11 protein-coding genes are annotated in these 13,006 nt (G+C 67.7%); 1 reads left to right on the forward strand and 10 read right to left on the reverse strand.

Features of this window, described 5'->3' with window-relative positions; translation table 11 throughout:
- Positions 1 to 19: 19 nt before the first annotated feature.
- The 10 genes from QTH86_RS06615 to QTH86_RS06660 all read right to left on the reverse strand — a co-directional run bounded on the left by QTH86_RS06615 (position 20) and on the right by QTH86_RS06660 (position 11,134).
- Positions 20 to 1,006: a branched-chain amino acid ABC transporter permease gene (locus tag QTH86_RS06615; RefSeq protein WP_286645463.1), complete on the reverse strand. Its 987-nt coding sequence runs from the start codon at positions 1,004 to 1,006 to the stop codon at positions 20 to 22.
- A gap of 10 nt (positions 1,007 to 1,016) precedes the next feature.
- Positions 1,017 to 1,892, reverse strand: a complete 876-nt coding sequence (locus QTH86_RS06620; protein ID WP_286645462.1) for a branched-chain amino acid ABC transporter permease — start codon at positions 1,890 to 1,892, stop codon at positions 1,017 to 1,019.
- A gap of 77 nt (positions 1,893 to 1,969) precedes the next feature.
- Positions 1,970 to 3,172 carry an ABC transporter substrate-binding protein gene (locus tag QTH86_RS06625; protein WP_286645461.1) on the reverse strand — a complete coding sequence of 401 codons (1,203 nt, stop codon included), beginning with the start codon at positions 3,170 to 3,172 and terminating at the stop codon, positions 1,970 to 1,972.
- Between the two features lie 61 nt (positions 3,173 to 3,233).
- Positions 3,234 to 4,430 carry an ABC transporter substrate-binding protein gene (locus tag QTH86_RS06630; RefSeq protein ID WP_286645460.1) on the reverse strand — a complete coding sequence of 399 codons (1,197 nt, stop codon included), beginning with the start codon at positions 4,428 to 4,430 and terminating at the stop codon, positions 3,234 to 3,236.
- 41 nt (positions 4,431 to 4,471) lie between these two features.
- A complete protein-coding gene (locus QTH86_RS06635) occupies positions 4,472 to 5,182 on the reverse strand; it encodes an ABC transporter ATP-binding protein (protein ID WP_286645459.1) in 711 nt (236 codons plus the stop codon).
- Positions 5,182 to 5,952: an ABC transporter ATP-binding protein gene (locus QTH86_RS06640; RefSeq protein WP_286645458.1), complete on the reverse strand. Its 771-nt coding sequence runs from the start codon at positions 5,950 to 5,952 to the stop codon at positions 5,182 to 5,184. Before QTH86_RS06640 ends, QTH86_RS06635 begins: the two co-directional genes overlap by 1 nt.
- A 186-nt stretch (positions 5,953 to 6,138) precedes the next feature.
- Entirely contained in the window at positions 6,139 to 7,701 is a 1,563-nt protein-coding gene (locus QTH86_RS06645) for a DHA2 family efflux MFS transporter permease subunit (RefSeq protein WP_286645457.1), read from the reverse strand.
- A gap of 13 nt (positions 7,702 to 7,714) precedes the next feature.
- On the reverse strand, positions 7,715 to 9,070 hold the full coding sequence (locus QTH86_RS06650) for an HlyD family secretion protein (RefSeq protein WP_286645456.1): 1,356 nt from the start codon (positions 9,068 to 9,070) through the stop codon (positions 7,715 to 7,717).
- Positions 9,071 to 9,134: 64 nt separating this feature from the next.
- A complete protein-coding gene (locus tag QTH86_RS06655; protein WP_286645455.1) occupies positions 9,135 to 10,607 on the reverse strand; it encodes an efflux transporter outer membrane subunit in 1,473 nt (490 codons plus the stop codon).
- Positions 10,604 to 11,134: a MarR family winged helix-turn-helix transcriptional regulator gene (locus tag QTH86_RS06660; protein ID WP_286645454.1), complete on the reverse strand. Its 531-nt coding sequence runs from the start codon at positions 11,132 to 11,134 to the stop codon at positions 10,604 to 10,606. The genes QTH86_RS06655 and QTH86_RS06660 overlap by 4 nt, the downstream gene beginning before the upstream one ends.
- A gap of 80 nt (positions 11,135 to 11,214) precedes the next feature.
- Between QTH86_RS06660 and QTH86_RS06665 the strand changes: the two genes are divergently transcribed.
- Positions 11,215 to 12,999, forward strand: a complete 1,785-nt coding sequence (locus QTH86_RS06665) for an ABC transporter transmembrane domain-containing protein (RefSeq protein WP_286645453.1) — start codon at positions 11,215 to 11,217, stop codon at positions 12,997 to 12,999.
- The last annotated feature ends 7 nt before the right edge of the window (positions 13,000 to 13,006 follow it).

Genomic DNA, 13,006 nt, shown 5'->3' on the forward strand with positions numbered 1-13,006 from the left:
CCAGCGCGATCGGCCCCGCTCAGGCGCGCTTGCCGCGCCGCCGCTCGATGAAGGCGATGATCTCGCCCATGATGCCCTTGCGGAAGGCCAACACGCAGATCACGAAGATCAGGCCCGTGACCATGGTGACCGACTCGCCCAGCGTGTTGAACCAGTCGACCGTGGTGACACGCGCCAGGAAGTTGCCCAGTTCGCCGATCTTGTTCTCCAGCAGCACCACGACCGCCGAACCGACGATCGGCCCCGACAGCGTGCCCAGCCCGCCCACCAGCGTCATCAGGATGACCTGGCCTGACGCCGTCCAGTGCACGTCGGACAGCGTGGCGAAGCCCAGTACCAGCGTCTTGAGCGAACCCGCCAGACCCGATAGCGCGGCCGAGATCACGAAGGCCAGCAGCTTGAAGCGGGCCACGTCGTAGCCCAGCGAAAGCGCGCGCGGCTCGTTCTCCTTGATGCCCTTGAGCACCTGCCCGAAGGGCGAATGGATGGTGCGCACGATCAGCAGGAAGGCCGCGACCACGACGACGAGCGCCACGTAGTACATGGTGAGGTCGTTCGACAGGTCGATCAGGCCGAACAGCTTGCCGCGAGGCACGCCCTGCAGGCCGTCCTCGCCGCCGGTGAACTTGGCCTGCAGCGCAACGAAGAACATCATCTGCGCCAGCGCCAGCGTGATCATCGCGAAGTAGATGCCCTGCCGGCGGATGGCGAGCACGCCGAAGAGCCAGCCCATGAGCGCGCCGGCCAGCGTGCCGGCCAGCAGGCCCAGCTCGGGCGTCAGACCCCAGACCTTGATCGCATGGCCGGCCACGTAGGCCGAGCCGCCCAGGAAGGCGGCATGGCCGAAGGACAGCAGGCCGGTGTAGCCCAGCAGCAGGTTGAAGGCCGAGGCGAACAGCGCGAAGCACATGAGCTTCATCACGAACACCGGGTACGCCCCGGCGAAAGGCGCGACCAGCAATGCAACGAGCAGCAGCAGGTAGATGACAGTGGAGAGCTTCTTCATACCGCGCTTCTTATTTCTCTTTGCCGAACAGACCGGCCGGACGAATCAGCAACACGATCACCATGATCACGAACACGACAGTGGAGGAGGCCTCCGGATAGAACACCTTGGTGAGCCCTTCGATCACGCCCAGGCCCAGACCGGTGAGGATGGCGCCCATGATCGAGCCCATGCCGCCGATCACGACCACCGCGAAGACCACGATGATGAGGTTCTGCCCCATCAGCGGCGACACCTGGATCACCGGCGCCGCCAGCACGCCGGCGAAGGCGGCCAGCGCGCAGCCGAAGGCGTAGGTCAGCGTGATCATCAGCGGCACGTTGACGCCGAAGGCCTCGACCAGCCGCGGGTTCTCGGTGCCTGCGCGCAGGTAGGCGCCCAGGCGGGTCTTCTCGATGACGTACCAGGTGGCAAAGCAGATCACCAGCGACGCCACCACCACCCAGGCGCGGTAGTTGGGCAGCACCATGAAGCCCAGGTCGGTCGCGCTCGACAGGGCGTCGGGCGCGTCGTAGGACAGGCCGGACACGCCGTAGATCGAGCGGAAGACGCCCTCGATCAGCAGCGTGAGGCCCAGCGTGAGCAGCAGGCCGTAGAGGTGGTCGAGCTTGTAGATCCAGCGCAGCAGCAGCCGCTCGATCAGCACGCCGAACAGGCCCACGATGATCGGCGCAGCCAGCAGCATCACCCAGTAGTTGATGCCGAAATACTCCATCGCCATCCAGCTGAGCACCGCCCCCAGCATGAACAATGCCCCGTGGGCGAAGTTGATCACGTTGAGCAGGCCGAAGATCACGGCCAGCCCCAGGCTCAGGATCGCGTAGAACGAGCCGTTGACCAGCCCCAGAAGGAGCTGGCTCAACAAGGCCGGCATGGAGATATTCATGGAAGACGCTTCAACAACAACGATCGGGTTTCGGATTCACGGCGCTCCGCGCCCGGCCGCGCGGAAGGGGCGGCCAATTACTTCCAGAGCGCGCAGCGCGACTCGGCCTTGGTCGTGTAGACGTCCTCGCCCTTGAGCTTGGTCACCACCTTGTAGTAGTCCCACGGCTGCTTCGACTCGGCGGGCGATTTGACTTCCATCAGGTACATGTCGTGAACGAAGCGACCGTCCTGGCGCACGTAGCCCTTGGCGTAGAAGTCGTCGATCGGCGTCTTCTTGATGTACTCCATCACCTTGTCGGCATCGGTCGTCTTGGTGGCCTGCAATGCCTTCAGGTAGGTCATCGTGGCCGAGTAGTCGGCCGCCTGGATGTCGGTCGGCATGCGCTTGGTCTTCTCGAAGAACTTCTTGCCGAAGGCTCGGGTCTTGTCGTCGAGGTTCCAGTCCCAGCTGGTGGTGAGCAGCAGGCCTTCGGTGTTCTTCAGGCCCAGGCTGTGGATGTCGGTGACGAACACCAGCAGGCCGACCATCTTCATCGACTTGGTGATGCCGAACTCGCGCGCCGACTTGATCGAGTTGATGGTGTCGCCGCCCGCATTGGCCAGGGCGAGCACCTGCGCCTTCGAGTTCTGGGCCTGCAGCAGGAAGGACGAGAAGTCCGAGGTGTTGAGCGGCGTCCGGACGGCGCCCACCACCGTGCCACCCTTCTCCTTGACGACCTTGCTCGCATCGGCTTCGAGCGCGTGGCCGAAGGCGTAGTCGGCGGTCAGGAAGAACCAGTTCTTGTCGCCGCGTGCGATCACCGCGCTGCCGGTGCCCTTGGCGAGCGCCACGGTGTCGTAGGCGTAGTGCACGGTGTACGGGGTGCACTGCTCGTTGGTCAGCGCCGAGCTGCCGGCCCCGTTGACCATGAAGACCCGCTTCTTCTCCTGGGCCACCTTGGCCATGGCCAGGCCCGTGCCGGAGCTGGTGCCGCCGAAGAGCATCGTCAGGCCCTGGGTGTCGATCCATTCGCGCGCCTTCGACGCTGCGATGTCGGCCTTGTTCTGGTGGTCGGCCGTGAGCAGCTCGATGGGCATGCCGTTGACCTTGCCGCCGAAGTCGTCGATGGCCATCTGGATGGCCAGTGCGCCGTTCTTGCCTTCCACGTCGGCGTACAGGCTCGACATGTCGGTGATGAAGCCGATCTTGACCTTGTCGGTGGCCTGGGCCTGCGCCGCAGCGGCGCCGAGGAGGCCGACGGCGAGCGTGCAGACGGTGGCGATGAGGGTGCGTTTCATGGTGTCTCCTGGATGAAGGGGGTGCGGTCGATGCGGGGGTGCAGGCGTCGTGACGGGCGGGTCATTTCCAGAGGGCGCACTTGGTCTCGGCCTTGGTCGTGAAGACCTGTTCGCCGGGCAGCTTGGCGATCACCTTCAGGTAATCCCAGGGCTTCTTCGATTCGGCGGGCGACTTCGCCTCGACCAGGTACATCTCGTGGATAAAGCTGCCGTCGGCGCGGATCTGGCCCTTGCCGTAGAAGTCGTCGATCTTCATGCTCTTGAGCTGCGCCATCACCTTGTCCGAATCGGTGGTCTTGGCTGCGGCCACGGCCTTCAGGTAGGTGGTGGTGGCCGAGTAGTCGGCGGCCTGCACGTCGGTCGGCATGCGCTTGGTCTTCTCGAAGAAGCGGGCGGCGAACTTGCGGGTGTCGTCGTTCAGGTCCCAGTACCAGCTGGTGGTGTGCAGCAGGCCTTCGGTGTTCTTCAGGCCCAGGCTGTGGATGTCGCTCAGGAACACCAGCAGGCCGGCCGTCTTCATCGTCTTGTTGATGCCGAACTCCTTCGACGCCTTCACTGCGTTGATGAAGTCGCCGCCGGCGTTGGCCAGGCCCAGGATCTGGGCCTTGGAGTTCTGCGCCTGCAGCAGGAAGGACGAGAAGTCCGATGCGTTGAGCGGATGCCGCACGGTGCCGACCACGGTGCCGCCCTTGGCCTTGACCACCGTCGAGGTGTCGGCCTCCAGCGCATGGCCGAAGGCGTAGTCGGCAGTCAGGAAGAACCAGCTCTTACCGCCCTTGTCGACCACCGCGCCGCCCGTTCCCTTGGCCAGTGCCACGGTGTCGTAGGCGTAGTGCACCGTGTAGGGGCTGCACTGCTCGTTGGTGAGCGCCGAGGTGCCCGCGCCGTTGTTGAAGTACACGCGCTTCTTTTCTTGTGCCACCTTGGCGGTGGCCAGCGCCGTGCCGGAGTTGGTCCCGCCGAAGACCATCGTCACACCGGCGGTGTCGATCCACTCCCGCGCCTTCGAGGCGGCCACGTCGGCCTTGTTCTGATGGTCGGCCGTGAGCAGCTCGATGGGCTGCCCGAGGGCCTTGCCACCGAAGTCGTCGATTGCCATCTGGATGGCGGTGATGCCGCCCTTGCCTTCCAGGTCGGCGTAGAGGCTGGACAGGTCGGTGACGAAGCCGATCTTGACCTTCTCCTGGGCATGCACCGCCGTGGCCCCCAGAAGCAATGATGCAGTTGCCAGGCCGATTGCACTCAATCTTTTTTTCATTGATTTGTCTCCGTGCTGTTGTCGTGAAAGAAAGCGGAACGTCAGACGCCGAGCAGTTCGTTGAGCACCGGCATCTTGGCTTCGAGCTGCGACGCGCCGAAGGTCTCGACGATGCGGCCGTGCTCCATCACGTAGAAGCGGTCGGCCAGCGGTGCGGCGAAGCGGAAGTTCTGCTCGACCATGACCACGGTGTAGCCCTTGCCACGCAGCATGTGGATCATTCGCGCCAGCGCCTGCACGATGACCGGGGCGAGGCCCTCGGAGATCTCGTCGAGCAGCAGCAGCTTGGCGCCCGTGCGCAGGATGCGGGCGACCGCGAGCATCTGCTGCTCGCCGCCCGACAGGCGCGTGCCCTGGCTGTGGCGGCGCTCCGCCAGGTTGGGGAACATGGCGTAGATCTCGTCGATCGACATGCCCGGCCCCATGCCCTTGAGCACCGGCGGCAGCAACAGGTTCTCTTCGGCCGACAGGCTCGCGAAGATGCCGCGTTCCTCGGGGCAGTAGCCCAGTCCGAGGTGCGCGATGCGGTGCGTCGCCATGCCGATGGTTTCGACGCCGTTGACCTGGATGCTGCCCTTGCGCGCGCCCACGAGGCCCATGATGGCGCGCATGGTGGTCGTGCGGCCGGCGCCGTTGCGGCCCAGCAGCGTGACGACTTCGCCGGGCTGCACGACCATGTCCACGCCGTGCAGCACATGCGACTCGCCGTACCAGGCATGCAGGTCCTTGATCTGGAGTGCGGGTGCCGACATCAGTGCGCGCCTTGCAGTTGGCCGTCGGTGGTGCCCATGTAGGCCTCCATCACCAGCGGGTTCTTGGAGACTTCGGCGTACGGCCCTTCGGCCAGCACGGCGCCACGCTGCAGCACCGTGATGGTGTCCGCGATGGTCGACACCACGCTCATGTTGTGCTCGACCATGAGGATGGTGCGGCCCACCGACACGCGCTTGATGAGCTCGGCCACGCGGTGCACGTCCTCATGGCCCATGCCTTGCGTGGGTTCGTCGAGCAGCATCAGCTCCGGGTCCATCGCGAGCGTGGTCGCGATCTCGAGCGCACGCTTGCGACCGTAGGGCAGGTTCACCGTGAGTTCGTCGGCGAGGTCTTCGAGCCCGACCTCGGCCAGCAGCGCACGCGCGCGGATGTCGAGCGGCTTGAGCGACCGTTCGCTCTTCCAGAAGTGGTACGAGGTGCCGAGTGCACGCTGCAGACCGAGCCGCACGTTCTCCAGCAGCGTGAGGTGCGGGAACACCGCCGAGATCTGGAACGAGCGGATGATGCCGCGCCGTGCGATCTGCGCCGGTCGTTCGCCCGTGATGTCCTGCCCGTTGAACAGGATGGCGCCGGAGGTGGGCTCCAGGAATTTCGTCAGCAGGTTGAAGCAGGTCGTCTTGCCCGCACCGTTGGGGCCGATGAGCGCGTGGATCGACCCACGCACCACGTTGAGGTCGACCTTGCTGACCGCGGTGAATCCCTTGAATTCCTTGGTGAGCTGGCGCGTCTCGAGAATGATGTCGCTCATCTCGCGCGGGAGCCCGAAGGCTGGGAAGAAAGGTCGGTCATGCGGTGCGTCTGTTCGCGCCCACCTTGAGCGCGTCCGCATTGTTGGCGACCCCCTCCCCCGTGCCTACTGGGGCAAATGCCTATGCTGCACTGCAACCTGCGCGCGTTGTGGACGCACGGCTGTCAGCGCAGTGTCAGGTGTCGATCAATGCGCGCCGGCAGCCGCATCGCCGCCGCTGCCGCCCATCTGCGGCCGCGCCAGCCAGACCAGCGGGATCAGGAAGACGAACAGCACAGCCGACGCATAGAACACGTCGTTCGACGCCAGCATGAACGCCTGCTGGTCGACCAGGCGGTTGATCTGCGCGAGCACCTGGTCGGCGCTCAGGCCGCTGCTGCCGAGGCTGTTCATCGTCGCCATCGCCGTCGCGTTGCCCGGGTTGATCGACTCCGCCAGCTGCGCGTGGTGCACGGTCGCGCGGTTGTCCCACACGGTCGTGACAACCGACGTGCCGATCGCGCCCGCCGTGATGCGCAGGAAGTTCGACAGCCCCGAGGCGGCCGGAATGCGGTCGGGCGTGAGGCCCGACAGCGTCAGCGTGACCAGCGGGATGAAGAAGAACGCCATCGCGATGCCCTGGATGATCGTCGGGATCATGATGGTGCCGATGTCGGCCTGCGTGTTGAAGTTGGACCGCATCCACAGCACCAGCGCGAACACGAGGAAGGAGAAGGTCGCGTAGCGCCGCGGATCGACCTTGGCCACCGTCATGCCCACGAGCGGCGACAGCACGATCGCGAACGCACCGACCGGCGCCAGCACCATGCCGGCCTGCGTCGCGGTGTAGCCCATGTACTGCTGCAGCCACAGCGGCATCAGCACGAGGTTGCCGAAGAAGAGCCCGTAGGCCACCGCGGTCGCCACCGCGCCCGACCAGAAATTGCGCCGCCGGAAGAGCGACAGGTCGACCACCGGGTGCTCGTCCGTGAGCTCCCAGATGATGAAGAAGACGAAGCCCACCACCGCCACCACGGCCATCGTCACGATCGCCGGCGAATGGAACCAGTCGAGTTCCTTGCCCTTGTCGAGCATCAGCTGCATGGCCCCGACCCAGAGCACCAGCAACGCCAGGCCGACGCCGTCGATCGGCAGGCGCTTGATCTGGCTGTCGCGCTTGCGGTAGATCGACCAGGTGATGCCTGCGGCCAGCAGGCCCACCGGGATGTTGATGTAGAAGATCCACGGCCAGGAGACGTTGTCGGTGATCCAGCCGCCCAGAAGCGGCCCCATGACGGGCGCGACCAGCGTCGTCATGGCCCACATCGCCATCGCCGTCCCGGCCAATGCACGCGGGTAGCTCGCCAGCAGCAGCGTCTGCGACAACGGGATCATCGGCCCCGCGACGAAGCCCTGCACGGCGCGGAACAGGATCAGCGTGGTCATGTTCGGCGCCAGGCCGCACAGCCAGGAGCTGATCACGAACAGCAGGATGCTGAGCAGGAACAGGCGCACCTGTCCGAAGCGCTGCGTGAGCCAGCCGGTGAGCGGCACGGCGATCGCGTTCGCCACGGCGAAGCTGGTGATGACCCAGGTGCCCTGGGTCGGGCTGACGCCCAGGTCGCCCGAGATGGCGGGCAGCGAGACGTTCGCGATCGACGTGTCGAGCACGTTCATGAAGGTCGCGGCAGACAGCGCGATCGTCCCGAGGATCCGCGCGGAGCCCTCCAGGGGCGGATGGGCGGCGGGTGGCGCAGCGTTGGTGGCCATGGCGACGTGCCGATCAGCCGCGCGCGGCCCGGCCCATGGCCAGCGTGGCGCCACGCCCGTTCTGTGCGGCGGGGTGCAGGCTTGTCGACGGCTGGCCCTCGCTCCTCGACGGGGTGTCGTTTAGCGGCTTCACGGGGCGGCCGAGGTTGGCCGCGATGATGCGGGCGACGTCGGCGTCGGCCTCGGCAGAACGGTCGGCATCGGCATACACCTGCGTCTGCGCGAAGGCGGTGCTGCGCGGTGCATCGGCCAGCGCCTTGCCGCCCTTGTCGGTCACGTCGACCTCGGCGTCCATCGACAGGCCGACGCGCAAGGGGCTGGCCTTGAGCTGTTCGGCGTCGAGCGCGATGCGCACCGGCACACGCTGCACCACCTTGATCCAGTTGCCGGTGGCGTTCTGCGCCGGCAGCAGTGCGAAGGCCGCGCCGGTGCCCACGCCCAGGCCCGCCACCTTGCCGTCGTACTCGACCTTCTTGCCGTAGAGGTCGGCCGTGAGCTTCACGGGCTGGCCGATGCGGATGTTGCGCAGTTGCACTTCCTTGAAGTTGGCGTCGACCCACAGCTGGTTGAGCGGCACGATCGACATCATCGGCGTGCCCGCGGCGACGCGCTGGCCGAGCTGCACCGTGCGCTTGGCGACGTAGCCGTCGACCGGCGCCGGCAGCGCGACGCGCTGCACCGCGAGCCACGACTCGCGCACCTTGGCGGCGGCGGCCAGCACGTTCGGGTGCTGCTCGACGCTGGTGCCTTCGGTCAGCGACTGGTTGCTGGCGAGCTGCTCGCGGGCCGACACGACACCGGCCTGCGCGGCGGCGAGCGCACTCTTCGCGTTGGCGAGTGCCGTCTCGGAATGGTTGAGTTCTTCCTTCGACACCGCGCCGTTGCCGGTGAGCGCCTGGCGACGCTTCAGGTCGTCCTGCGCGCGGGCGATGTCGCTCTGCGCCTTGGCGATGTCGGACTGCTTGAGCGTGACCTGCGCGGCCAGCGAGCCGTTGTTGGCGTAGAGCGTGCGCACCTGCCGCACGGCCTGGCCCAGCGCGGCTTCGGACTGCGCGAGCGCGAGCCGGGCGTCGGCCGGGTCGAGCTGCACCAGCGGCTGGCCGGCTTTCACGAAGTCGGTGTCGTCGGCCATGATCGACAGCACGGTGCCGGTGACCTGCGGCGTGATCTGGATGACGTTGCCCTGCACGTAGGCGTTGTCGGTGTCTTCGTAGTGGCTGGCCACCAGGTATTCGTACAGGCCCCACCCTGCGCCGGCGACGACGACGACCGCGGCCAGGGCGGTGAGCGCGCGGCGGCGCTTCGGGTTGCCGGCCTTCGCCACCGGGGCGGGTGCTGCAGCGGTGGCGACTGTGTTGTTGTTGTCCATGTCAGTGTCCTTCGGGTTCGGGCGTTGGGTGGCGGCGCAAAAAAACGTTGTGCGCGCTCGCGCTTCAGTGCGTGGTGGCGGTCTTGCCGGAGGCGGCGACCGCGACGGGTGGCTGCCATCCGCCGCCCAGCGCGCGCGCCAGGCCGACCTGGGTTTCGAGCGCGCGGGCCGCGAGGTCGACCGCCTGGCGGCGTTGCGCCAGCACGGTGGACTCGGCGGTCAGCACGTTGAGGTAATTGCCGAGGCCGGCACGGTAGCGCTGCACGGCGATCTCGTAGGCGCCTTCGGCAGCAGTCTGTGCCTCGCGTTGCTGCGCTTGCTGGCGTACCACCGATTGCGCGCTGCTCACCTGGTCGGCCGCGTCGCGCACCGCATCGAGCACGCTGGCGTTGTAGCTCTCGATGGCGGCATCGAGGTCGGCCGCCTTGCCGCGCAGGTTGGCACGCAGCCGCCCGCCTTCGAAGATCGGCAGGCGGATGGCCGGGCCGACGCCCCATTGCGCGCTGTCCGACTTCAGGAGGTTGTCGAAGCCCAGGCTCTGCACGCCGACGAAGGCGGTGAGATTGACGTTGGGATAGAACTGCGTCTTCGCGCCGGCCACGTCGCCGGTGGCGGCCTCGACGCGCCAGCGCGCGGCGGCGATGTCGGCGCGCCGCCCGAGCAGGTCGGCCGGGATGGTGGGCTGCAGCGCCACGGCGTGCAGCGACGCCAGGCTGGGCGGGTTCAACGGCTTCGTGGCGTCGGGGCGTGCCACCAATGCGTCGAGGGCGTGCTGCGCGATCGCGATCTGCTCGTCGAGCGCCTCGATCTGCTGGCGCGCCTCGGGCAGGCCGCCTTCGCTCTGGCGCAGTTCGAGGCGCGTGTCCAGGCCGGCGGACACCCGGTCGCGCACCAGCTGCAGCGTCTCGTCGCGTTGCGCCAGGGTGCGCCTGGCGACCGCCAGCTGGTCGTTCAGGCGGGCCCACTGGATGTAGCCGCGCGCGACATTGCTGGCCAGGAGGATGCGTGCGGCATCGACCTCGGCGGCCGCGGCGTTGGAGGAACCCAGGGCGCTGTCGAGCGCCGCACGGTTCTTGCCGAAGAAGTCGATCTCCCAGCTGCCGTTGAGCTGCAGCGTGCCCACCTCCTGGATCGAGCCGGCGAGCGGTGCCGGGTAGATGTAGTTGCTGCTGAACTTCTGGCGGGTGGCGTCGAGCGAACCGTTGAGTTGCGGCCGGTCGGCCGATTCGGCCGTGGCGATGGCGGCCTGCGCACGCGACAGCCGCGCCCGCGCCACCGCGAGGTTCGGACTGCCGGCCAGCGCCTCGTCGACCAACGCATCGAGCTGCGCATCGCCGAAGCCGAGCCACCAGCGGGCGTCGACCTCGCTGGTGCCGGTGGTGAACGGCGCCGCCTTCAGGCCGAGCGAGTCGGCATCGCGCAGCCTGGCTTGCGATGCGATGCCGGACATGTCGGCGCAGCCGGCGAGCACGACCAGAACGGCCGCAGCGACCGAAAGCGCCGCGCCGCGACGGAACATGAAAGGAGGACGGGTCATTTCTTTTCTCCACGGGCCGCCAGGGCCTGTGCGTTGTCGAGGATGCGACGCAGGTAGCTCTTGAGCTGCTCCCACTCGGCTTCGCTGAAGCCCGCGAGGTGCTCGTTCTGCACCCGGCTCAGGACCTCCGGCACCTGCTGTGCGGCGGCCCTGCCCTCGTCGGTCAGTTCGATGTTGACGACGCGGCGGTCCTCCAGCGAACGCACGCGGCGGCACAGGCCCTTGGCCTCGAGCCGGTCGAGCAGCCGGGTCATCGCGCCGGCATCCAGCAGGCATTCGCGCGCCAGTTCGGCCACGGTGGTGGCGGCGCCCATCTCGAGCTTGTGCAATGGAATCCATTGCGGGTAGGTCGGGCCGCCTGGTTCGGAAATCTGGCAATCCACGGCCTGTCCGACCGCCGTCATGATGCGCCGCATCAGGTAGCCGACGCTCTCTTCGGACCGGTAGGTGGCCGCCGAATAGAAGGTCGGCACCGCCAAGGGCGCCGTGCCGGCCGCGGACTTCTCGGGCAAATGGGGATCGTTCATCGGGGCGCGATATTAGTTGCTTAGGCAATTACTGTCAAGGCGACCTTTGCAAGGGCAACCGGTAAGTAGAATCGGCGCCCATGTCCGTCTCCGTCTCCCGCACGCCTGCCAAAGGCTCCCCGAAATCCCTGTCGGGCCTCCTCCCTTTTCTCAGGCCCTACCGCTGGCAGATCGCACTGGCGGCTGTTTTCCTGGTGGCGGCGGCCGGCGCCATGCTGGTGTTCCCGCTGGCCTTGCGGCGGCTGATCGACGGCGGGTTGGTGACCACCGACCGCGGCGCGCAGACGATGGCGCTACGCGACCACTTCTTCGCGCTCTTCGGCGTGGCCGTGGCGCTCGGGCTGTTCTCGGCGGCGCGCTTCTACACGGTGAGCTGGCTCGGTGAACGCATCACGGCCAACCTGCGCAACGCGGTCTACGCGCACGTGCTGCGCCAGAGCCCCCAATTCTTCGAGACGACGCAGACCGGCGAGGTGCTCTCGCGGCTGACGGCCGACACGACGCTGGTGCAGACGGTGGTGGGCTCGTCGCTGAGCATGGGCCTGCGCAACGCGGTGATGGGCATCGGGGCGCTGGGGATGCTGGTGTGGACCAATCCCTATGTGATGGGCCAGGTGCTGGGCGTGCTGGTGCTCGTCGTGCTGCCGAGCATGTGGTTCGGCCGCCGCGTGCGCAAGCTGTCGCGCGCCAGCCAGGACCGCGTGGCCGATTCGAGCGCCATCGCGGCCGAGGTGCTGAACGCCATCCCCGTGGTGCAGAGCTACACGGCAGAAGCGCGCGAGGCGGCCCGTTTCGATGCCTCGACCGACAACGCCTTCCGCACCGCCGTGCGCCGCGCCAAGGCGCGCTCGGTGCTGGTCGCCTTCATCATCATCGCGACCTCGGCCGCGCTGCTGTGGGGCCTGTACCAGGGCACGCAGGCGGTGCTGCAGGGCACGATCACCGCGGGCCACCTGGGCGAGACGGTGGTGTACGTGATCATCCTGGCCGGCGCGGCCGCCGTGCTGGGCGAGGTCTACGGCGACCTGCTGCGCGCCGCCGGCGCCACCGAGCGGCTGATGGAGCTGCTGCACGCCCGCTCGGCCATCGCGTCGCCGGCGCAACCGGCCGCGGCGCCAGTGCCGCCGGCCGGCAGCGGCATCGGCTTCGACGCGGTGACCTTCCACTATCCCTCGCGACCGCTCACGCCCGCGCTGCGCGACTTCAGCCTGCAGGTGGCGCCGGGCGAGACCGTGGCGCTGGTCGGTGCGAGCGGCGCCGGCAAGAGCACGGTCTTCCAGCTGCTGCTGCGCTACTACGACCCCGGCACCGGCCGCATCGCGCTCGACGGCGTGCCGCTCGACAGCCTCGCGCTCGAGGACCTGCGCCATCGCATCGGCCTGGTGCCGCAGGACGCGGTCATCTTCTCGACCAGCGCCTTCGAGAACATCCGCTACGGCCGTCCGGACGCGAGCGCCGACGAGGTGTACGCCGCCGCGCGCGCCGCCTACGCCGACGACTTCCTGAAGGCCTTGCCCGAGGGCTACGACACTTTCCTGGGCGAGCGCGGCGTGCGCTTGTCAGGCGGCCAGCGCCAGCGCATCGCGATCGCGCGGGCGATGCTCAAGAACCCGCCGCTGCTGCTGCTCGACGAGGCCACCAGCGCGCTGGACGCCGAGAGCGAGCGCGTGGTGCAGGCGGCATTGGAATCGGCGATGGCGGGCCGCACGACCCTGGTGATCGCCCACCGGCTGGCGACCGTCCAGAAAGCGGACCGCATCGTCGTGCTGGACCACGGCGCCATCGTCGAACAGGGAACGCACGCCACGCTGGTGGCGCAAGGCGGCGTCTATGCGCGGCTGGCGGCGCTGCAGTTCACGGCCTGAGTTCGAG

It is taken from the genome of Variovorax sp. J2L1-78 (assembly GCF_030317205.1).
Lineage (GTDB): Bacteria > Pseudomonadota > Gammaproteobacteria > Burkholderiales > Burkholderiaceae_C > Variovorax > Variovorax arabinosiphilus.